We start from the raw sequence: 21,823 nt of genomic DNA, 5'->3' as shown, positions 1-21,823 counted from the left end.
GTCCGCATGCGCATCTCGGGCCTGGCCGACGCTTCGGGCGTCGCCGTCGCGACGATCAAGTTCTACCTCCGCGAGGGGCTCCTGCACCCGGGCGTCGCGACGTCGGCGACGCAGGCGACCTACGACGACTCGCACGTGCGCCGGCTCCGCCTCATCCGGGCGCTCACCGGGCCCGTCGGGCTCAGCGTGCAGCAGGCGCGCGCGATTCTCGAGCTCGTCGACGACCCCGGGCACGACCTGTACTCGACGCTCGGACGAGCGGTCGGGGCGCTTCCTCCGACCACGACCGCGGCCGACGCCGCCGATCCCGACCCGTACCCGCGGGCCCGCGCCGCGCTCGAGGCGCTCGAGCAGGTCTACGACCCGCGCTTCCCCGCGGTGGCGCAGCTCGAGACCGCGCTGGCCGCCGCCGAGGACGCGGGGCTGCCCATCAGCCCCGAACGCCTGCTCGCCTACGGGCGAACGCTCCGCGAACTCGCGGCCTACGACCTCGAGCGGATGCCGCCGGAGCCCCGCGCCGCCGTCGAGTACACCGTGCTCGGCACCGCGCTGTACGAGCCCGTCATCCTGGCGCTCCGCCGTCTCGCGCACCAGGACGTCGCGGCTCGGCTCGACCTCGGACAGTGAACGGAGGCGCGGATGGATGCCGCGGCCCGCGTCTGCCGCGCAGGACGGTCACCCCTGACAGCACGAGACCCGGCCGCCTCGGGCGACCGGGTCTCGAGGAACGAATCGGATCAGACCGACGCGAGCGACTTCGCCGCGACGAGCTCCGCGATCTGCACGGCGTTGAGCGCCGCGCCCTTGCGCAGGTTGTCGTTCGAGACGAAGAGCACGAGGCCCTTGCCCTCGGGGGCCGACTGGTCCTGGCGGATCCGGCCGACGTAGCTCGGGTCGGTGCCCGCGGCCTGCAACGGCGTGGGGATGTCGCTGAGCGCGACGCCCGGGGCATCCGCCAGCAGCTCGGTCGCGCGCTCGGGCGTGATCGCGTTCGCGAACTCGGCGTGGATCGAGAGCGAGTGGCCGGTGAAGACCGGCACGCGCACGCACGTGCCGGCGACGCGGAGGCCCGGCAGCTCGAGGATCTTGCGGCTCTCGTTGCGGAGCTTCTTCTCCTCGTCGGTCTCGAGGTCGCCGTCGTCGACGATCGAACCTGCAAGCGGGATCACGTCGAAGGCGATCGGGCGCGGGAACTTGACCGGCTCGGGCATCGTCACGGCGCCGCCGTCGTGCACGAGGCTGATCGCGTCCTGTGCGACCGCCGCGCGCGCCTGCTCGAGCAGTTCCTCACCGCCGGCGAGGCCGGCGCCCGACACGGCCTGGTACGTCGAGACCATGAGGCGCTCGAGCCCGGCCTCGTCGTGCAGCACCTTGAGCACCGGCATCGCGGCCATCGTCGTGCAGTTCGGGTTCGCGATGATGCCCTTCTTCGCCTCGTCGATGGCGTGCGGGTTCACCTCGCTGACGACGAGCGGGACCTCGGGGTCCATGCGCCAACCGCTGGAGTTGTCGATGACGGTGACGCCCGCGGCGGCGAAGCGGGGCGCCTGCGCCTTCGAGAGCGTGGCACCCGCCGAGAAGATCGCGATGTCGAGGCCCGTGGGGTCGGCGGTCGAGGCGTCCTCGACGACGATCTCCTCGCCCTTGAACGGCAGCGTCGTGCCGGCCGACCGCGCCGAGGCGAAGTAGCGGATCGAGGCGACCGGGAAATCGCGCTCCTCGAGGAGGCGGCGCACGACGGCGCCGACCTGTCCGGTGGCGCCGACGACGCCGATGTTCACTCCGTGTGCCATGGTGCTTCCTCTCGTGGCATCAGTTCAGTATTCAGGAGATTCCGCGATGTGCAGGGCCCGAGGCGGCCGATCGTCCTGCATTGGCAGGGTTCTCCTGCAAACCGGCAGTCGGTCGACGGATGGCGCCTGCCGCGCGCGGCGCGGCATCCGCCCTGCCTCAGCGGGTCAGCGACCCGTTCCGGCGTAGACGATCGCGTCGTCGTCGCCGTCGAGGTCGAACGCGGTGTGCACCGCGCGGGCGGCGGCGTTGACGCTGTCGGCGCGCGTGACGACCGAGATGCGGATCTCGCTCGTCGAGATCATCTCGATGTTGATACCCGCCTCGTAGAGGGCTTCGAAGAGTCTCGCCGAGATGCCCGCGGCCGAGCGCATGGCGGCGCCGACGAGCGAGAGCTTGCCGATCTGGTCGTCGTACTGCAGCGACTCGAAGCCGAGCGAGTCCCGCGCGTCGGAGAGCGCCTTCAGCGCCTTCTCGCCGTCGGACTTCGGCACGGTGAACGAGATGTCGGTGCGACCGGTCGCGGCGGCGGAGACGTTCTGGACGATCATGTCGACGTTCGCGTTGGTCCGCGCGACGATCTTGAAGATCTTGGCGGCGGCGCCCGGCACGTCGGGCACGCCGACGACGGTGATCTTGACCTGGCCGAGGTCGACCGCGACACCGGCGATGACGGACTCTTCCACAGCTTCTCCTTCGGGAAGACGCTCGGGGTCGTAGACGATCGTCCCCTCGCTGTTGTTGAACGACGAGCGCACGTGCAGCGTGACGCCGTGGCGGCGTGCGTACTCGACGGCGCGGATGTGCAGCACCTTGGCGCCCGACCCGGCGAGCTCGAGCATCTCCTCGCTCGTGATGCGGTCGAGCTTGTGCGCCTTCGTGACGATGCGCGGGTCTGACGTGAACACGCCGTCGACGTCGGTGTAGATCTCGCAGACGTCGGCGTCGAGCGCCGCCGCGAGCGCGACGGCCGTGGTGTCGCTGCCGCCGCGGCCGAGCGTGGTGATGTCGCGCGACTCGCGGCTGAAGCCCTGGAACCCGGCGACGATGACGACCGCGCCCTCGTCGAGCGCCTCGCGCAGGCGCACGGGCGTGACCTCGACGATGCGCGCAGCGCCGTGCGTGGCATCCGTGATCATGCCGGCCTGGCTGCCCGTGAACGAGCGGGCGTCGTGACCGAGGCTCTTGATGGCCATCGCGAGGAGCGCCATCGAGATGCGCTCGCCCGAGGAGAGCAGCATGTCGAGTTCGCGCGGGGCCTGGATCGGGGTGACCTCGTTGGCGAGGTCCATGAGCTCGTCGGTCGTGTCGCCCATCGCGGAGACCGCGACGACGACGTCGTTGCCCGCCCTGCGGGCCTCGACGATGCGCTTGGCGACCCGCTTGATGCTCTCCGCGTCGGCGACGGATGATCCGCCGTACTTCTGCACGATCAAGCTCACGTGGGCGCTCCCGGGGGTGTCTGGGCCGGGGAAACGTTCACCCGGCGCCGGAAGGACCATCATACGGCGGGCCGCATACGCGCCCGGCCATGTGACGGCGGGACTACAGTGCGGACATGGCGGACGCGCTCGAGGCATGGACGGACTTCAACGTCGCGATGGCGGGGGCGACGGCGGCCCTGGCCGGGCTGCTCATCGTCGCGATGTCGGTGAACATCCGCGAGATCATGTCGTCGGCGGCGCTGCCGGCGAGGGCCGGTGCGGCGATCGCGTCGCTCGTGCTCGCGCTGGTGGCGAGCGCGCTCGGCCTCGTGCCCGGCCAGCCGGCGATCGCGTACGGTCTCGAGGTCGGCGTCGCCGCCCTCGTCGCCGGCGCATTCCAGGTCGTCGCCATGCGCGCGGTGAGCCGGGAGCACTACGGCCGGGCGGGCCTGCGGGCCGCGCGGTCGCTGCTCGGGCTGCTGCCGGTCGGCGCGTACCTCGTCGGCGCGGGCCTCGTTCTCGCGGGCTCCACCGGGGCGGGGCTGGGGGCGATCGCGGCCGGGGCGATCCTCGCGGTGGTCGTGGCGATCGTGATCGCCTGGGTCGTGCTCGTCGAGGTGCTGCGTTAGCGGTCGCGTTCCATGTACCACTCGGTGAACCGCGAGGCGCGGCCGTCGTCGGCGAGGCGGATCACCCAGAGATTGTCGTAGAGCTTGGCGGCCGGGTAGTCGGTGCGGCCCTGCACGACGACGAGGTCGTCGGTCTCGGTGAGCACCTCCCAGTCGAAGTGCCAGTCGCCGGGCTCGTCACGCGAGTCGAGCCATCCGGCGATGATCGCCTCGCGGCCGCGGAGCGCGTCGGGGTCGTCGGGGCTGAACTCGTAGACGGCCTCGTCGGTGAAGAGGGCGGCGATGTCGTCGGCGTCGTTCGACTCCCATGCCCGGACGTAGCCGGCGACCCAGTCGGTTCCTGCGCTCATGGGGTCCGTTCTACTTGCGCGCTGCGCGTGCGTCAACGGATGGCGCCGACGGCGTCCGTGTGGTCAGCCGACGACGCGGCGGCCCTCGAACGCGCGGCCGAGGGTGACCTCGTCGGCGTACTCGAGGTCGCCGCCGACGGGCAGGCCGGAGGCGAGCCGGGTGACGCGGATCTCGAGGGTCGTGAGCAGGCGGCTGAGGTAGGTCGCGGTCGCCTCGCCCTCGAGGTTGGGGTCGGTGGCGATGATGACCTCGGAGACGGTGCCGTCGGCGAGACGCTGCATGAGCTGGCGGATGCGCAGCTCGTCGGGGCCGATGCCGTCGATCGGGCTGATCGCGCCGCCGAGCACGTGGTACAGGCCGCGGAACTCGCGGGTGCGTTCGATGGCGACGACGTCCTTCGCCTCTTCGACGACGCAGATGAGGCTGGGGTCGCGGCGGGGGTCGCGGCAGATCGAGCAGGTCGACTGCTCGGCGACGTTGCCGCAGATCTCGCAGAACTTCACCTTGTCGCGCACCTCGATGAGGATCTCGGCGAGCCGGGAGACGTCGAACTGCTCGGTCTGCACGATGTGGAACGCGATGCGCTGCGCCGACTTCGGCCCGATGCCGGGAAGGCGGCCGAGTTCGTCGATGAGCTCCTGGACGATGCCCTCGTACACGCGTTACCCCCGCTCCCCGAATCGGGCCTGCGGCGCCTCGACCTCTTCGAGGAAGGTGGCGCCGAGCAGGTCGCGCACGACGGCCTCGCCGTAGCGCTGGATTGGCGGGGCCGAGCCGGCGGGCGCGCCTTGGGCGGGGCGGGATGACGGCTTCCGCGCGCCGCCACGGGACGGCGCCGGCGCTGCCGGCCCCCGGCGCACGTCGGCCTCGGACCCGGGCGCGTCGTCGGGCTCGGGCTCGAGCGGGGGGGCGTCGGCGTCGTCGAGCGGCGGCACGTCGTCGTCGAAGGCGGGCGCCGGCGACGTCTCGACCGGTGCGGGCCGTTCCGCGACGGCGGTTCGCGAGGCCGATCGCATCGTGGGGGCGGATGCCGCGGCGGTCGGCTCCGCGGACGGGGCTGCCGACGGGTCGGACGTGGGGATGGCGACGGTGGCCCAGGAATCGACCGGTCCGCTCGAGGCCACGGGGGCGGCATCGGCCGGGCTGCTGGTGGTGCGCGCGCCGGGCGGCGGGGCGACCGGCTCGGATGCCGCGGCCCCCGCCCGACCTTCGGGCCGCGATGCCGCAGCCGACGGGGTGGACAGCGGGGCGGCCGGGGCGCGACCACTGTCGCGGGCCGATGGCGCGGACGGCTCGGGCGCCCCGGAGCCCCGGTCGGCCCCCCCGCCGGCGGACACGACACGGGCGAGGAACTTCACCCGCACGCCCAGGACCTCGTTGATGGCGGCACGGAGCAGGTCGCCGACGCTCTGGCCGGCCGGGCCGGAGCGGAAGCTGCCCATGTCGGACTCGCTCGGGAAGCCGAGCACGAGCACGTCGTCGTCGCGGTACTCGAGCACCTGGGCCGTGAACGCGACCATCCACGCGCTGCGCTTCGTGCGCTGGAGCGACGAGAGCACCTCGGGCCAGGCGTCGCGCATCTGTTCGACGGTCACCGGGCCGACGGGGCGAGCGGGTGCCGTCGCGGCCGCGGTCTCAGCAGGCGCGGGCGAGGCGGCCGGCGCGGCGGAGGCACCCGTCGAGACGGGCTCGGAGGTCTTCGCGGGCTCGGTGCTCGGCGTCTCCCATTTCGGGGGTGACGACGGCGCGGGACGCTCCGATGCAGGCTTCTCTGCCGGCGTCGCCTTCGCAGGTGCGGGCGTCGCCGCGGCGGGGGCGGGCGTTGCCGCGGCGGGGGCGGGGGTTGCGGCCGGAACGGGCGCGGGCGCAGCAGCGGACGTCGGCGCGACACCTGGCCCGGAGGCATCCGTCACCCCGACTCGACGCTCGAGCCGCTCTACCCGTGCGAGCGCGCCGCGCTCGGTCTCGTCGCTCGAGGGCACGAGCACGCGGGCGAGCATGAGCTCGAGGTGCAGTCGCGGCGAGGTCGCGCCGGTCATCTCGGTGAGCGTCTGGTTCACGAGGTCGGCCACGCGCGAGAGTTCGGCGGCACCGAACACCGACGCCTGGGTCGCCATGCGCGCGAGTTCGTCGGCCGGGACGCCGCGCAGCACCGCGGCGGCGGCTTCGGGCGTCGTCGCGGCGACGACGATGAGGTCGCGGAGACGCTCGAGGAGGTCCTCCACGAAGCGACGCGGGTCCTGTCCGGTCTGCATCACGCGGTCGGCCGCGGCGAACGCGCGAGCCGCATCGGCCGCCCCGATCGCCTCGACGACGTCGTCGAGCAGCGCGCCGTGCGTGTAGCCGAGCAGCGCGACGGCGCGCTCGTAGCCGACCGTCGACCCTTCGGACCCGGCGATGAGCTGGTCGAGCAGCGACAGCGTGTCTCGGGGCGAGCCGCCGCCGGCGCGAACGACGAGCGAGAGCACGCCGGGTTCGACCTGCACGCCCTCTTCGTCGCAGAGCTTCTGCACGTAGTCGAGCATCGGCGCGGGCGGCACGAGCCGGAACGGGTAGTGGTGCGTACGCGAGCGGATGGTGCCGAGCACCTTGTCGGGCTCGGTGGTCGCGAAGATGAACTTCACGTGCTCGGGCGGCTCTTCGACGAGCTTCAGCAGCGCGTTGAAGCCCTGCGGCGTCACCATGTGCGCCTCGTCGAGGATGAAGATCTTGTAGCGGTCGCGGGCCGGCGCGAACACCGCGCGCTCGCGGAGATCGCGGGCGTCGTCGACGCCGTTGTGGGATGCCGCGTCGATCTCGACCACGTCCAGCGACCCGCCGCCCGCGCGCGACAGCTCGACGCAGCTCGGGCAGACTCCGCAGGGCGTGTCGGTCGGCCCCTCGGCGCAGTTCAGGCACCGCGCGAGGATGCGCGCCGACGTCGTCTTGCCGCAGCCGCGCGGGCCGGAGAAGAGGTACGCGTGGTTCACCCGATCGGTGCGCAGGGCCGTCATGAGCGGCTCGGTGACCTGCGACTGGCCGATCATCTCGGCGAACGTCTCGGGCCGGTAGCGGCGATAGAGGGCGGTAACCACGCGTCAATGGTAGTTGTCAGGACCGACACCAGCATGAACCGCCTAACCCATCGCCCATCATCCAGCAGGTTCGACGTGCATGCACCACCTTTGCCCGGTCAACTACGTGCCCTCTTCACAACGGCCGGAGCGCCAACCGCGACCGAACGGGCAGGAATGACGCCGCGAACGACACTATTAGCGCCAATGACTGCCCCGTCTCCGACAGCACTACCACGAGTGACGCACACCCCCCGACCGACCCATACATCGCTTCCAATGGTTACCGGAGCAGAGAGGAGTTGATCCCGCATCGGAGCGCCGAGCGCCATGCCATGATCAGAGTCCCGAATGGATGAAGACTCGGCAATCTGCGAATCTTCGCCGATCTCGACGGAATCCGAAACGGCAATGATGGTGTAGTGCATGACCTTCGCCCGATCACCGATCGAGAGCAAGCCAGTGCGATGAACATCGATGATCACACCATTACCCAAATATACATCCGAGCCAATTTGGATTCCGGAATTCGGAGCCCAGCGCAATCTCACACCGCGCTCGATTTCCAATGACCTACCGACGCGCCCGCCCCAAGCACGTATCCACACTGCGAACCACCAGCCACGCAATCGCCGCATGGCCTTATACAGTCCGTGAACAACTCTTACCATCTCGGTGAACCCCTTGTTGACCTGGAACGGACGGACGATCGGTCAGTGCTGAAGCCAGATGATTCTGCCAGCGACTCGTGCATGGCAACCGAAATCGCGATGCCAATCGCACACCACGCCGGGACTGCAGCTATCAACCCGTTCTGGAACATGAGCACTTCCGTCGAGTTGTGAGCCACGAACATTAAGAATAGCGCAGAGCCAAACTGAACGGCCGGCGACCGTCCGAATGCTAGACGTCGCCAGACCACGAGCAACAGGCTCGTGAGAATCGCTAGTCCAACGAGCCCAATCTGAAGGTAGAGTTGAAGATAGTAGTTGTGGGCAGAAAGGTCAGTTTGCATTATATCGCGCGGGAGTGCACCAGAACCCAATCCCATTAGCGGACTGGACTCGACGGCCGACAGAATGGCGGGCCAAAGCCAATCCCTACCAGAGAGCGCTCGACGCCCGGAGGTCTCTGACACTATCCGAGTTATGTCGTTAATCAACTGGTTCTGATTCACGTTCAGGAAGTACCAGAGCGTCGCCGAAATGATAGCAACTGACCCAACGATTCCTACGAGCCAGTATGCGCGCGGGCGAAGGACGTGCGCGCCGACCATAGCCGCCGCAAATACCGCGGCATAACCGAGGAGACCACGGAAGTCCATCCAAAAGCTCAGGAGCACACTGGTCGCAACGAAGAGGGAAGAATACATCCAGAACCCGCGCCGCGCTTGCGAAATTATAGAGATTGTCACGAGAGCGACCAGGTACAGCACTGTACCGCCCGTGATGTTCTTCGGAAGATCGAGGGAACCTAACCCGATCAGGCCAACTGCGCAGATTGCGTACAGTGCAAATCGGAACCCGCGGTACCCAAGCATTTCATTGCCGTACGCCGCAAACAACGCAAGAGTAGATAGGCCCGAAAACGCGGACAGGGTATTCCGAAATCCCTGCTCGGAATACGGCATGAAGACTGTGCCAATGGCATACATGACGAGGAAGGCCAGCCCAAGAAGGACGATTCCCCGAATGCGACGATATCTGGTCAAGAATATGGTGATCGAGAGAGCAGAGGCACCCAATAGCAGGGCGTCCCCAATGGAGCCCGAGAATGAACTGACCGCCGTTGACGCCACTATGACTAGACCTAGCGCTGAGGCTGCCAGTCGCAGGTCCGGTGCTGAGCTTGGCCCGACGGAGCGCTTCGGCCCACGCCGAGCCGCGTAAGGGCCAGTGCCGGTCACCTAGCCACGACCCGTTTAATCACAGGACGAACTCTTGGCGCGAGCCTAGACATCAGATATCCAATTGCTCAGCTGAGGGACACCAGGTCACTCGGGCTCCATGTCCATCGTGTCCTGGCGACCCCATCACCGTCGGGCTCGATCGAACAAATCGTGCCCATCTTCGGCGACATGGGGCCACTCGGGAAGTACTGACCCGGGTTGACAGAGACAATCCGCCCATGCTCCAACTCCACCAGAGCCTCCAGTTCGTCTGAACAAGTCAGCCGAAGAAGTCCGCTGTCGAGTATCTCGACCTCCCACTCCGCTGCGATGATGAACGAGCTTCTCGGTTCAAGCGCCACTCCACCCTCCCAACAGTCCTCAATCGCCATGTGTCCGCCTTCGATGCTCACCGTTCGCTTGACTGTCGCATTCCACGGCTCATAGCCGTCGCAGTCACCCGAAGCCAGAACTTTGGCGCCTCCACCGTTCAGGAAATCCGAGAAGGTCGCACGCCCCCGTCGGCCAACTCGCCATGTACCGAAGAACTCGGCTGGTTCGAGGCCTACGAACGTTGGACCATTATGAGAACCCGCGGAACGGGTCCAAGCGCGCGCAGGACCAGCCGAGATCGACGCGACGCCGGGATCCACGACGAGCCGACGGCCACTCAAGCAAACCTCGACCGAAAGAAAGTCCGCGTGACCATGCCCGATGACCGCATTTGGGCCCATCGGGCCGGCGTCCATCAGCACGCTCCAATTGCCGCCGGCTAGGCGCGCATAGCCGGCTTCAGCCAAGAGACGGGTTTGCTCCCCGTCCACCGGCGTCCATCCGACCGCTGACGGCTTCACTGCATCGTCAATCGCCGCGTCGTTGAAGGTGGCGATCTCCCCATCTGGGTGGACTATACAGAGCAAGGCCTCCTCCATGCGTGCAGAAAGGTCATCCAGGACCGCGGCGTGAGAGCCTTCTGCGACACCACTCGCACGAAGCGCACGACAAAGTAAGAGCATGTGGACGTGGTAGGTCGTCGACCGCTCCGACCACATTCCATCCGCCAGCGTGCCCGCGTCCAGAACGTGCAGCGCGCGAGACAACTGCCGTTTGGCGCGCGATTGATCAGAGAACAACAGCGCTGCTACAAACAGCGCGACTTCGCCGAACGCCGCGTGGTTATACCCTAGATATCGTTCGACCGTGCGTTGAAGAATCTGGTCGCACAGCCAAATATGGCGCGAGATAACAGCCGCAGCCTCATCATCCTGATCCCCGTCTACCTCGGATGCAATCGCGAGGGAAGTTGCGAGGTTGAGAATCCTCGACGACAAGGCAATCGGGCTCCAGTGGAACATCCGGAGTTCCGATTGGTCTTGAGTTGCACAATTCTCGAGAACCTGAAGCATTCGGGCGATAGTTCTCGCACCTCGCCACCCTTCTGACCTCACCACGGGCAGCGAATACGCAAAGAAGGCGAAGTCGTGCTCCCACCGAGAGCGATCAGGAGCACCACGTGTCACGACACCCCAGCGCATCGCTTCGATGCTCCCGAAATCGTGCTGTACGCCGTTGGAGACAAATACGCCGCGATCGAGCGACTCGCTCGGTTGGGCAAGACGGTCCCCCTGTGCTTCGTATGCGTGGGCAACAGCGAGCAAGGATCTGTCACTTCGCCACCGAGCACCCGCAGCAGTCGACCGCGCACGTGCAAACCGTCCACGCAGCAGGAACCGTCGATAGAGCGCCTGACGCAACTTGCCAACAACCATCTGCGGGGGCAAGAATCGCAGGTACGTGAGACGCGCATTCAGTGAGGTCAACCTTCCACCGTTCTCCGAGGAAATCTTGGAAGCGCCAGTACGTGGCGCGTTACCCACAGCCGAGCGATCATCACAGCGTAGATCAAGATGAATCCCAGCGCATACGCGACGGCTAGTCCAATGTTCGAATACAGCAATGCTCCAAGCGCCTCAAACGCAAACGCGACGGCAGTCCCGCCAATCTGCACAAGTAGTACGAAGTAGGCATCCCCGGACATCTTCAGCACCTCGTCGATTGGTCCCCCTAAGCTCTCCCCGACCGTTCCAAGCAGAAGCATGGCAACAAGCGATTCAATTCCCGCGTATCGTTCGCCAAAGAGGATTGGGATGAGAACCGGTCCCAGCGCCAGGATTCCTATAATCGAGACCACCGCGAGCCCTGTCGTGTACGTCGCGATTCGGGCGACCCTCGACTCGATCAGACGCCACTCGCCAGCTACCGCGAGTTCGGCAAGTTCTGGCCGGATAGAGAAACGTACCGTAGCTATGACCGCCGCCACCGCGGAAACTAGCCGCGTCGCAAGTCCGAACAGCGCCGCACTCTCAGGCCCCAGGAAGATCGATGCAACCCAAACCGGGGACCAAAGAAGGCCAGATTGGACAACGCGACCAACGGCTACTGATCCACCCTGGCGCCAGGCAACCCCCAAGACCGACTGATCGGGGCGAGCCGACTGACCGCGCAAGTGACGAATCGCGATCGCTGAGCAAGTCAGCGCAGCAAGTCCTGTCGACAGCACCGTAAGAGGCAGAACAACGGCGAGAGAATTAGCCAACCCGAGGGCGATCATGGGAATGACGATAAGCAGAGACGCGATGTTGGCAGCGGAATAGAACATCGACGTGCCGAGGGCGCCACGACCGCTCGCGACGACCGACTGCGCCGACGCAAATATCGCTGCATAGCCAAGCCACCAGGCCGAAATCCACAAGCACGTTGTAGGCGATTCAGTTCGGCCGAAGACCGTCCAAACGATGACGATCGCGAGGATCGGTGCCGATGCGATAGAAAACGAGAACGTCCGGCGCCGAAGCCAATTCGCACCGGCTTGGTCTCCCTTTGCTCGAAGGGCCGGAGCGAATCGAATGGCGCCGTCCGGGAGCCCGGCCCCGACCGCAAAGTAAGTCGAGAGGACGACACCTGAGAATGTGAAGTATCGGCCAGCTTCGTCGAGCGGGAGAACTCGAGCGATGAGCGTCACGAGCAGTAGTTGGATTCCGACAGACGCATAGCGTGAAGTGATCGGCACAATGTATCGACGCATTAGGGAGTCCTCGGGGGCTGCCAGGTCGACATGGTCTTTCCTGACCGTGCGTAGACGGTCCCGACAGACGCAGCCACAAGAGACGCGACTACATCGGAAACGGCGGCCGCAACACCTTGAGAGCGCTTGAATGCCCAGACAGCCAGTCCAACGATTCCTACAAGGACCGCTAGGCCAGCCCAGATCGACACGACGCCGATCGCCCAAACGCTGCAACCGATACCGAGAATCAGACAGAATCCCGAGTGCCAACGCAACCACTTGTGCGAGAAGTAGCACCACTTGTCTCGCCATGACAAGCTTTGAAGTGCGCGGCCAAACTGTTGGTGAGTATGAAATGCGCGGGTCGAGATGCGCACCTTGCGTCGGATTTCGAGCCTGCGGCGTGAGACTAACTCCTCAAATGCACGAACGTCCTCTGACCGAATCAACCGACGGTTTGCAAAGACGACGGCCATCGAAACAGTGAAGTCATCCTGCACGCTGTCGGGGAAGTCGGGGTAGAGCTCGCGACGGATTGAGAAGATGGAGCCATCGGCCCCCATCACGTTGCCGGACCTAGACTCTTCGCTCTTGATGAACTCCTCTAGCCGCCAATAGGCGCCACCGACACTCTCTGTTGACGTGCCAGCCGCGGACCTATAATGAAGGGTGCCGCAAACGCCACCGACTTCCTGGTCTTTGTAGCAGCGCGCAAGCGCTCCGATCGACTCTGGGTCAACCGTGACGTTCGCATCCGTGAAGACGAGTAGGTCACGGTCGGTCATTCCGACCATGACCTTCATGCCGTGAGCCTTGCCGAGTCGTTCTCGGCCTCGCACCAGACGTATATCGACGTCAGAGTCTTCGAGAATCGCCGCTGAGTCATCGTCTGAACAATCGTCGTATGCCCACAGTTCGATGTTGGGGTAAGCGGCGCGTATTGCGCGAAGGTTATCCACCTTCTCCGGCATGCTGCTGGCTTCATTGAAGAAGGAAAAGAACAGTGCGAAGGTCTCGCCAGTTGAATCCGTCATTGGATCTACATCGAACTGCAACGGTCGAGTCTTCAGGAGGCGCAGAGCAAGCGGATAGATGGTAAACGGGTACACGGCGAGCACAGCGAGAACGGTGGAGACAGCAGTCAACGATAGAGGGTTCATGCCGCAACCGTCTGATCGATGGCCGTAAGGATCGTACCAACGTGATTGCTCCACGCGAGATGCTCCAGGACGAAGCCTCGTCCACGGGAGCCGAGCGCCTGCCTCAGCGTCTCGTCACGCATGAGCATCTGTAACGCGTCTCGGAGTTCTTCCTCGTTCCTCCCGTCCACGAGCATCCCCGTGACTCCGGTTTGAACAAAGTCTCGCGGCCCCCCATCCCTTCCCGCGACCACAACACATCCGAATGACATTGCGTCGGCAATTACGATTCCGAAGCCTTCGAAATCTGCACCCTCATCCGTTGCGATCTGCGGATGAACGAATACGTCGCACTGTTGATACAACTGCACGATTTCCTCGTCGGAAACGTAGCCTAGAAACCGAACGTGCCGTTCTAGCCCGAGTGAGAGCGCCTCTGCCTGCAACTTAGCCCGGTCAGGCCCCGTACCGGCGATGCTGTACTCGAAGTCATCTCTGCCGGACTCCCGCAGTTCGGCGAGGGCCCTCAGCGAGCCGCGAACATTCTTGCGTTCCACAAGACGAGCGATCGTTAGGAAGTTCACGGAGGCTCTTGGCGACTTTGGCAGCGAATCGCGCGCCAGTTCCGGAAAGGTCAGGCCATTCCCCGCGATCTCCCAGCGACCTCGTACCGATCGCCTTCGAAGCTTGTGCTCCGCCCGCGCGAGGGTCGCAGTCGAAACCGCTATAACGACATCAGCCCTCTCGAGAATCCTGCACATTGCACCGGTCGCCCATCGCGGTACCTTCACGATTTCTCGCCCGTGGATCGTGACGACCAATGGGGTTCTTCCTAACCCGCCGAGCACCGCAGCAGCTGGACGCCACGTCGTCGCATGAACGAAGGAGTAGCCACCACGACTAAGCTCCCTGCGGGCCTCGCGCGCGAGTTTCATTGCGACTACTGCCTGATTGCCCGGCCCTGTGTCGAAGATTCGGATCGACCCCTCGGGATACTGTCGCTCACTCCACCCTTTGGCTGTCCCAATCTGAGTGAGCACCGTGACGCTGAAACCTCGGGCAAGATATCCCCGAACCACCTGCTCGGAATAGGTTTCCACACCCCCGGCGATCGGGGGGTAGGCCTTCGCAAGCACCAGTATGGATCTCGCAGAGTTCATTTCATCCTCGGTCGGTGTTCGTCTTAGTTCGTCCGATTGCCTAATGAGCCTGACCGCCAGGCGAGACAACCGCCCGCACTGTCCGCCAGAGAATCACGACGTCCGCCACCATGGACCAGTTCTCCACGTAATACAGGTCGAGGCGGATGGCGTCGTCCCAGTCGAGGTCGGAGCGACCGCTGACCTGCCAGAGGCCGGTGATGCCGGGCTTCATGAAGAGACGGCGGTGCGCCCAATCCTCGTAGAGTGCGACTTCGGCGGGCACCTGCGGGCGCGGGCCGACGAGGCTCATCTCGCCGCGCAAGACGTTGAAGAACTGCGGCAGCTCGTCGAGCGAGTATCGGCGGATGAAGCGGCCGACCGGGGTGATGCGCGGATCGGAATTGATCTTGAACAGGGGCTTCTCTGAGGTGCCCTGCGCGTCGAGCAGGCTCTTGAGCTGGTCGTCGGCGCCGCTGACCATCGAGCGGAACTTGAGCATCTCGAAGGGAGTGCCACGCAGCCCGATCCGCTCCTGGCGGTACAGCACGGAGCCAGGGCTCGTGAACTTCACGGCGAATGCGACGGCGACCATGATCGGTGCCGACAACGCGATGAGGAGCAGCGAACCGACGATGTCGAAGATGCGCTTCGTCGCGCGCTTGCGGCCGTCGAACTCCGGGTACTCGACGTGAATGAGCGGAAGACCGGCGACGGGTCGTGCGTGGATTCGCGGGCCCGCGACATCCGTCAACGCCGGGGCGACGATGAGGCTGACGGAACGCGCCTCGAGATCCCAACCCAGCCGACGCAGTTGCTTCGGGCCGACATGGTCGGAACCGGTGATGATCACGGTGTCGGCGCCAGACTCGGCGATGATGTCGAGCACGTCGTCATAGCCGCCGAGCACCGGGATCGCGCTCGAGAGGCGCCGTTCGACCGATCCGTGATCGGTGACCGCGCCGATGATGGTGATGCCGACATCGTTGTGCCGGCCCATCTGCTGGGCGACGTGCTCCGACTTCTCGCGTTCACCCACGAGGAGCGCGCGATACGTGAATTCGCCCTGTGCGCGGCGAGCGTTCAGCCAGTGCCGCCATCCCCAGCGACCGAGCAGGAGCAGCGCGACGCCCGCCGGGAACGCGATGATCAGGTAGCCCCGGCCGATGAGCGACTGGGTCAGGAACGCGAGGATCGCGAGCAGGCCGAACGTGCGGAAAGTCGCATCGGCGATGCGCTTGTACTCGAGGCTGCCGCTGCCGATGATCTTGTGGTCGCGCGTGGCGAAGAACTCGAGTGCCACCATCCACCCGGCGACCAGCAGCACCGAGAGCGCCGAGTACGTGATCGCGAACTCGGTGACCTCGGCGTGCAGAAGGTCGAGTTCCTCGACCCGCGTTCCGAACCGGAGGAACTGCGACCCGAAGACCGCCGTGAACACGGCGAGGAAGTCGGTGACGAAGAGCCTGCGGGCGTACTGACGCTGCCACCTCGTCACGCGAACCCGCGGCGTCACCCCGAGTCCGACCTCTTCGACTACAGCCACGACAGCCCTCCATCCGTCGAACGACCGATCACGTCACCGGCCCACACCCATGTCGATCCGTCTGTCGCGGTGTCGACGGCCACGGCTCCCGCCGGAACGGCGGCAGCCAGACAGGCGCCGAGCGCGCCCAGCACCGCGGTACCGTCGACGACCGAAAGCTCGCCGAGCTGCGCCCCCGTGCAGCCGGTCTGGTCGATCACGGCCACCCGGAAGACGCCCGCGTCTCCGGCGCCGATCGCGCCCGCCCCCGCGATCGGTCCCGCCGCGAGCCAGGTCTGCCCACCGTCGACCGTCGCGTGCACGGTGGCGTCGTCGCACAACGCGGCAGCACTGGCATCATCGTCGCTCGCAGCGAGCTGCAGCACTGCCCTGCACGGCGCCGGCTGCGCGCCCGTGGGCGAATGGACCGTCGCGCGATCGCCCGGGTCGACGAACCACTCCGCGGTCAGTTCGTCCGGCGCGGAATCCCAGTCGTCACCCGCCGTCCAGGTGAGATCGAACGTCGACGCGCAGCCGTCCGAAGCCGAACCGAGGACGGCGAGGTACGAGTCGCCATCCCAGTCGACGCGCTGCGCCGCCGAGACGGGATCCGCCGGGATCGCTCGCCAGTTCGCCCCCGCATCGGAGCTCACCTCGACCGCGGTCGGCGCCGGGCAGGTGGTCGACACCGCGCGAACCGCGAACGACGCGTCCAGCGCCGTGATCACGCGACCGGGCGCGACTGCCGCGGGGGTGGATTCGGCCGGCTCCTCGAGCGTCGACGGGTCGTCGGATTCGACGACCGCGTCGCCGGTGCTGCTCGGCGCAGCTCCGGGCGTCGACCCCGCCGTCGAGGGCGTCTCGAACTGCGTCATCGCCGCGTACGCGAGTCCGCCGGCGACGACCGCGAGCACGCCGAGCGCCACACCGATCCAGATCCTCCGCGCACGGCTCTCGCGGCTCCGACCCATCTTTCCCGACGCCATCGCTACCGCCGAGCCGCCAAGCGTGCGAGCAGCGCCACGGTGACATCCACCGCGGGGCCGATCTGCTGGGCGGACTGCTCGTACACCGCAGCCGACCGGCGGTACGGGTCGACGACATCGGCGTCGTCGGGCGATTCGAACGGAGCGACGACGCCCCGGAGGGACGCCGTCGCCGTCACTGCGACACCCAATCCGCCAGGCGGAGCATCGGCGAACGGGTCGACGGACGCCGCGAGGTCGGCCTCCGTGACCTCGGCCGCGAGGTGAGCGAACTCCCGCAGCGTGAACGTCTTGCGCGTCGCAGCCGGGACGAGCTCGACGACCGCGCGACGATGCTCGCGCGCGAGCCCGAGCACCAGGTCGGCCTCGCGGACCATGCGTTCGTCGAGCTGACGCGCGCGATGCGCGTCGGCATCCGCGGCACCGAGTCGTGCCGAGAGTTCGCGGGCTTCTGCTGGCATGCCGTCACCGACCATGGCGATGGTGCCCGCGCTCGACACCTCGATGTCGTCGACGCCGCCGAGCCTGGCGCGAAGGAGCTGTTCGGCCATCGGCGACCGGCAGATGTTGCCCGAGCAGACGGTCAGGATGCGGAAGGTCATTCCCCTCGGCCCCGATTCCGCTCGGAATACGGCGCCGCCTCGATCTCATGCGTCATCGCGTACGTGTACTCGCCGTAACCGTAGCTGTCGGGGCCCTTGGTCGGCAGCATCGTCACGACGACGCCCAGCAGCCGGCTGCCGATCGCCTCGAGCGTGCGCACGGCGGCGCCGAGCTGCGGCTTGCGCGTCGAACCCGACGCGGCGATGAGGATCGCGCCACCGGCGAGCTTGGACACCACCGCGGCATCCGTCACGACCAGCACGGGCGGAGCATCGATGAGCACGTAATCGACCCGCTCCGAGAGCGTGGTCAGCAGTCGATCCATCGCCGCGGAGCCCAGCAACTCGCTCGGGTTCGGCGGGATGCGCCCCGCGGGCAGCACGTACAGCTGGCCACGGCCCCACTTCTGCAGCACGTCCGCGAGCTCCGCGCGACCGATGAGCACGTCAGTGAGCCCGACCGCCCCCTCGATGCCGAGGTAGTCCGCCAGCTTGGGCAGTCGAAGATCGCCGTCGATCAGGGCGACACGCGCGCCGGTCTCGGCGAGCGAGATCGCGAGGTTCGCGGCCGTCGTGCTCTTGCCCTCTCCGGGCCCGGCGCTCGTGATGACGAAGCTCCGCGCCCCGCCGCCCTCGACGTTCACGAACTGCAGGTTGGTCCGCAGGCTGCGGAACGACTCGGCACGAGGATTGCGCGGGTCGGCGTGGACGATCAGCGGGCGCTTGGTGGCATCCGGATCCAGCGCGATGCCGCCGAGCAGCGGCTTGTCGGTCACCTGCTCGATGTCGTGCAGCGAGTGGATGCGGGTGTCGAGCACCGTCCGCAGCACGGCGATGCCGATGCCGAGCGCCAGGCCGACGAGCCCGCCGAGCGCGAGGTTCAGCGGCACGTTCGGGCTCGACGGCTTCTCCGGCACCACGGCCGGCTGGATCGTCTCGATCTTCACGAGGCTCGCGGCGTCACCCTCGGGCTTCTCGAGGTCGTTGACGACGACGTCGGCGAAGTTGGACCCGATCGAGTTCGCGATCTCCGCAGCCTGCTCGGGATCACTGTCCGTCACGGCGATATCGATGAGCACGGTGTTCAGGGGCGAACTCGCCTCGACCGACGCCGACAGCTCACCGGAGGTGGCCTCGAGGCCCAACTCCTCGACCACCCGGTCGAGCACGATGGCGCTGTCGACGACGTCGACGTAGCTCGTCACGGCCTGGCGGGCGAAGTTCGTACCCTGCACGAGGTCGCCGGTCGCTGCGGAATCGCCCGCCCGCACCGAAACATACAGCTCGGTCGTGGCGACGTACTTCGGCGTCACGACGAGCGAGTAGGCGGCAGCCGCGGCGACTCCGAGGAGGGTGCACGCGAGGATCAGCACCCAGTTCCGGTGCAGGATGCGCACGTAGTCTCGGAGTTCCAAAGCCTGTCTTCCCTTTCGTCGCAGCGGTGACTCATTCCGCGAGGACCTCGCCGTTCCCGCACGACACGGACCCACGCGAAACTCGCGCAGGTCCGTGGAAGGAGTCTAGCCTCCGATTTGCAGGACACCCACCTCGGGTATGCATTGACCCCCGTTCTGGGGACAACCCGCGCGGCCGATGCTGACGATCGACGCTGCGGGCGCATGGCCCGACCCGCCGGGCCGTTCGGCCCGGCCGCGATGTCGGCGGTCGGGCATAGGATCGGTGGACCGCACCGGCGCGGAAGCGGCATCCGCCCGCCCCGGTGCACGACGACGGAGGTGGTCACGTGACGACGGGGGTCAGCACAGCCGCGCAACTGGAGCGGTTCCGAGAGCTCCTGCTCGCGGAACGGCGCAAGGCCGAGGAGCGCCTCGCCGAGCAGAGCGAGGGGATCACGGCGGTCCGTGCGGCGAGATCCGACACGTCGGTCGACGACGAACACGACCCCGACGGGCCGACCATGAGCCAGGAGTGGTCGCAGCGCACTGCAGTCCTGCACGACGTCGAGCACGAGCTCACCGATGTCGACCGGGCGCTCGCGCGCATCGACGAAGGCACCTACGGCGTCTGCGAACGCTGCGGCAACAAGATCACCGTCGCCCGCCTCGAGGCCCGGCCGACCGCGACCCTCTGCATCGACTGCGCACGCCTGGTGCGCTGACGCACGCTCAGCGCCGCGGTTCGACCGCGTCGGCGACAGATGCCGCACCGCGCACTCCCGCGAGCCCGTCGAACGCGCGCAGCACCAACGGGCTCGCGCCGAGCACCGTGTAGAGCACGGCCGCTCCCGCGACGACCGGCACGAACCCGAACGCGTCGACCGCGGCACCGGCCGCGAACGCCCCGATCGGCATCGACGCCGCGACGCCCGAGGTGATCGCCCCGAAGACCCGGGCGCGCATGCCGTCGGGCACGACGCCGAACAGCGCCGTCGAGATCATCGGGTTCAGCGCACCCGCCGCGAGCCCCGAGAGGGCCAGGACCACGAACAGCAGCTCGACCGGCACCCCGAGCGCCATGGCCGCGTACGGCGGCGCGCCGGCCAGCACGAAGCACACGGCGAACATGAGCCGGCCCGAGGCGCGATGGCCGACGAGTCCGAACACGGCCGAGCCCGTCAGGGCGCCGGCGGCGAAGCATCCGATCATGAACCCCAGCGACGCCGGGTCGCCCAGCACCTGCGAGGCGTACACGGGCTTCAGCACCGTCATGCCCGCCGCGTCGATCGCGTTCGTGAGGGTCACCAGCAGCACGACGGCGAGCGCGAGCGGCGTCTTCGCGATGAAGCGGATGCCGGCCACGAAGCCGGCCGCGCTCTCGGCGGCGCTCCCTCGGGCGGCGCCTGCGGCTTCGGCGGGTGCGGCCGGCACATCGCCCGCCGCTGCGGCACGCGAGGCTTCGGGCTCCGATCGCGCGGCGTCCGTGTCCGGCTGAGACTCCTCCGGTCGCAGCACCGCGTCGATGCGCGCGCGCGACGGCACGAGCAGCGCCACCAGGATCGCCGAGACCGCGAACCCCGCGGCATCCGCCACCAACGCCGTCATCGGCCCGGCCAGGGCCACGAGCGCACCGGCGGTGCCGGCACCGACCATGGTCGCGGTGCGCTGCACGGCCGACTGGGCGCCCGCGGCGCGGGCGAGCGGGGTGCGCGCGAGCGCCGCGAGGTCGGGCATGAGCACCGTCTTCGCGGTGTCGCCCGGCGGGTCGAGTAGTCCGCCGAGGAACACGAGCGCGAGGAGGACCGGGAACGACAGCAGGCCGGCCGCGTCGAGGAGCGGGATCGCCAGCACGGTGACGCCGCTCGCGACATCCGCCGCGATGCTCGACGCGCGGTAGCCGAACCGGTCGACGAGGACGCCGCCGAGCGCGCCGCCGATGACGAGCGGCACGGTCGAGAAGATGCCGGCGACGCCCGCGGCGAGCGGCGAACCGGTCTGCTGCAGCACGATGAGCGGCACGGCGACGATCGCGATCGCGTTGCCGCCGAGCGAGCACAACTGCGCGGCGAACAGCGCCAGAAGCGGCAGTCGTCGACGACGCCCGGCGACGGTCGGGTCGGCCGGCGCGGCGGGGGCGGATGCCACGCTCACGCGTCGGCCCTCGGGAAGACGTGCGTCATCCACCGCACGAGTCGGGTGCCCTCGGCGGGCTCGCCGCGGCGCGCCCACCACTTGTCACGGACGGCGGCGAGGTCGGCCGAGAGCTCCTGGAACTCCTCGAGCGTCAGGTGCGCGGCCCCGTCGGACGAGTCGGTCGGCGCGATCCACTCGGGCTCGAGGGCCGCCTCAGCATCGAGCGCGGCGAGCAGTTCGCGGTGGTAGCTCTCGAGCACCGTGCGGCGCAGGGCGTCGGATGCCGCGTGCCGCGCCGGGTCGTCGATGAAGTCGACGGTGTTCCAGCTCGTCATCTCGTGCGCGGCGCGCCACCAGCGCTCGCGGCGGTCGCGGGCGAGCTCGGGCGCCTCCTCGACGAAGCCGTGCTTGGCGAGCGTCGCCATGTGGTAGCTGACCGAGCCCGCGGACTCCCCCGTCTGCTGGGCGAGCATGCCGACGGTCGCCGGCCCCTCCATGCGGAGGAGTCCGATGATGCGCAGCCGCATCGGGTGCGCCATCGCGCGCATCGGGCCCGGATCGTGCAGGTGCAGGTCGGACGCGGCAGGCGGTCGGGCGGGATCGGTCATGTCGCCAGACTAGACCCACAAGAACTCTTGTACAAGACTTCTTGTACGTATCATCCCGCGGGATCGGACGGCTCGCGGCACCGGCGCGCCC

General features: G+C 67.4%; 20 protein-coding genes. 3 read left to right on the top strand and 17 right to left on the bottom strand.

Translation table 11 applies throughout. The annotated features are described in order from the left end of the window. Positions 1–6 precede the first annotated feature (6 nt). On the top strand, positions 7–627 hold the full coding sequence (locus tag GJ743_RS14640; RefSeq protein ID WP_155052634.1) for a MerR family transcriptional regulator: 621 nt from the start codon (positions 7–9) through the stop codon (positions 625–627). A gap of 110 nt (positions 628–737) precedes the next feature. Here GJ743_RS14640 and GJ743_RS14635 read toward each other — a convergent pair whose 3' ends face one another. After that, positions 738–1,793, bottom strand: coding sequence for an aspartate-semialdehyde dehydrogenase (locus tag GJ743_RS14635; protein ID WP_155052633.1), 1,056 nt, complete (start codon positions 1,791–1,793; stop codon positions 738–740). 165 nt (positions 1,794–1,958) lie between these two features. After that, complete coding sequence (locus GJ743_RS14630; RefSeq protein ID WP_328289219.1) at positions 1,959–3,233, bottom strand: aspartate kinase; 1,275 nt, start codon at positions 3,231–3,233, stop codon at positions 1,959–1,961. A gap of 116 nt (positions 3,234–3,349) precedes the next feature. On the opposite strand from GJ743_RS14630, the gene GJ743_RS14625 reads away from it, so the two are divergent. Beyond that, the gene (locus tag GJ743_RS14625) at positions 3,350–3,844 is read left to right on the top strand and encodes a hypothetical protein (RefSeq protein WP_155052631.1); all 495 of its coding nucleotides are present in this window, start codon (positions 3,350–3,352) and stop codon (positions 3,842–3,844) included. Here GJ743_RS14625 and GJ743_RS14620 read toward each other — a convergent pair. The 13 genes from GJ743_RS14620 to GJ743_RS14565 all read right to left on the bottom strand — a co-directional run bounded on the left by GJ743_RS14620 (position 3,841) and on the right by GJ743_RS14565 (position 19,009). Further along, complete coding sequence (locus GJ743_RS14620; RefSeq protein WP_155052630.1) at positions 3,841–4,194, bottom strand: nuclear transport factor 2 family protein; 354 nt, start codon at positions 4,192–4,194, stop codon at positions 3,841–3,843. The two genes, GJ743_RS14625 and GJ743_RS14620, sit on opposite strands and share 4 nt — an antisense overlap. 63 nt (positions 4,195–4,257) lie before the next feature. Further along, positions 4,258–4,854, bottom strand: a complete 597-nt coding sequence (gene recR / locus GJ743_RS14615; RefSeq protein ID WP_328289218.1) for a recombination mediator RecR — start codon at positions 4,852–4,854, stop codon at positions 4,258–4,260. Positions 4,855–4,857: 3 nt separating this feature from the next. Continuing rightward, the gene (locus GJ743_RS14610) at positions 4,858–7,269 is read right to left on the bottom strand and encodes a DNA polymerase III subunit gamma and tau (RefSeq protein WP_328289217.1); all 2,412 of its coding nucleotides are present in this window, start codon (positions 7,267–7,269) and stop codon (positions 4,858–4,860) included. A gap of 98 nt (positions 7,270–7,367) precedes the next feature. After that, positions 7,368–7,733: an acyltransferase gene (locus GJ743_RS20230; protein WP_196217016.1), complete on the bottom strand. Its 366-nt coding sequence runs from the start codon at positions 7,731–7,733 to the stop codon at positions 7,368–7,370. Positions 7,734–7,912: 179 nt separating this feature from the next. After that, on the bottom strand, positions 7,913–8,572 hold the full coding sequence (locus tag GJ743_RS20410; protein ID WP_407645247.1) for an O-antigen ligase family protein: 660 nt from the start codon (positions 8,570–8,572) through the stop codon (positions 7,913–7,915). A gap of 650 nt (positions 8,573–9,222) precedes the next feature. Further along, on the bottom strand, positions 9,223–10,491 hold the full coding sequence (locus tag GJ743_RS14600; protein WP_196217015.1) for a heparinase II/III family protein: 1,269 nt from the start codon (positions 10,489–10,491) through the stop codon (positions 9,223–9,225). A gap of 461 nt (positions 10,492–10,952) precedes the next feature. Beyond that, positions 10,953–12,158 carry a lipopolysaccharide biosynthesis protein gene (locus tag GJ743_RS14595; RefSeq protein WP_155052627.1) on the bottom strand — a complete coding sequence of 402 codons (1,206 nt, stop codon included), beginning with the start codon at positions 12,156–12,158 and terminating at the stop codon, positions 10,953–10,955. 62 nt (positions 12,159–12,220) lie between these two features. Beyond that, complete coding sequence (locus GJ743_RS14590) at positions 12,221–13,417, bottom strand: glycosyltransferase (protein WP_155052626.1); 1,197 nt, start codon at positions 13,415–13,417, stop codon at positions 12,221–12,223. Continuing rightward, complete coding sequence (locus GJ743_RS14585) at positions 13,360–14,502, bottom strand: glycosyltransferase family 4 protein (RefSeq protein ID WP_155052625.1); 1,143 nt, start codon at positions 14,500–14,502, stop codon at positions 13,360–13,362. The genes GJ743_RS14590 and GJ743_RS14585 overlap by 58 nt, the downstream gene beginning before the upstream one ends. Positions 14,503–14,542: 40 nt before the next feature. Beyond that, on the bottom strand, positions 14,543–16,027 hold the full coding sequence (locus tag GJ743_RS14580) for a sugar transferase (protein WP_328289216.1): 1,485 nt from the start codon (positions 16,025–16,027) through the stop codon (positions 14,543–14,545). Further along, complete coding sequence (locus GJ743_RS14575) at positions 16,018–16,932, bottom strand: hypothetical protein (protein ID WP_155052624.1); 915 nt, start codon at positions 16,930–16,932, stop codon at positions 16,018–16,020. Before GJ743_RS14575 ends, GJ743_RS14580 begins: the two co-directional genes overlap by 10 nt. 62 nt (positions 16,933–16,994) lie before the next feature. After that, positions 16,995–17,594 (bottom strand): arsenate reductase/protein-tyrosine-phosphatase family protein, encoded by a 600-nt coding sequence (locus GJ743_RS14570; RefSeq protein WP_155052623.1) that lies wholly within the window; start codon positions 17,592–17,594, stop codon positions 16,995–16,997. Continuing rightward, on the bottom strand, positions 17,591–19,009 hold the full coding sequence (locus GJ743_RS14565) for a polysaccharide biosynthesis tyrosine autokinase (RefSeq protein WP_155052622.1): 1,419 nt from the start codon (positions 19,007–19,009) through the stop codon (positions 17,591–17,593). Before GJ743_RS14565 ends, GJ743_RS14570 begins: the two co-directional genes overlap by 4 nt. Before the next feature lie 329 nt (positions 19,010–19,338). Here GJ743_RS14565 and GJ743_RS14560 point away from each other — a divergent pair, with 329 nt between their 5' ends. Continuing rightward, the gene (locus GJ743_RS14560) at positions 19,339–19,713 is read left to right on the top strand and encodes a TraR/DksA family transcriptional regulator (protein ID WP_328289215.1); all 375 of its coding nucleotides are present in this window, start codon (positions 19,339–19,341) and stop codon (positions 19,711–19,713) included. Between the two features lie 7 nt (positions 19,714–19,720). Here GJ743_RS14560 and GJ743_RS14555 read toward each other — a convergent pair whose 3' ends face one another. After that, positions 19,721–21,175 (bottom strand): MFS transporter, encoded by a 1,455-nt coding sequence (locus GJ743_RS14555; RefSeq protein ID WP_155052621.1) that lies wholly within the window; start codon positions 21,173–21,175, stop codon positions 19,721–19,723. Then, positions 21,139–21,732: an ArsR/SmtB family transcription factor gene (locus GJ743_RS14550; RefSeq protein WP_155052620.1), complete on the bottom strand. Its 594-nt coding sequence runs from the start codon at positions 21,730–21,732 to the stop codon at positions 21,139–21,141. The genes GJ743_RS14555 and GJ743_RS14550 overlap by 37 nt, the downstream gene beginning before the upstream one ends. Positions 21,733–21,823: the final 91 nt, after the last annotated feature.

It is taken from the genome of Agromyces bracchium (genome assembly GCF_009709675.1).
Lineage (GTDB): Bacteria > Actinomycetota > Actinomycetes > Actinomycetales > Microbacteriaceae > Agromyces > Agromyces bracchium.
This window is presented reverse-complemented; position numbering and strand designations above follow the sequence as displayed.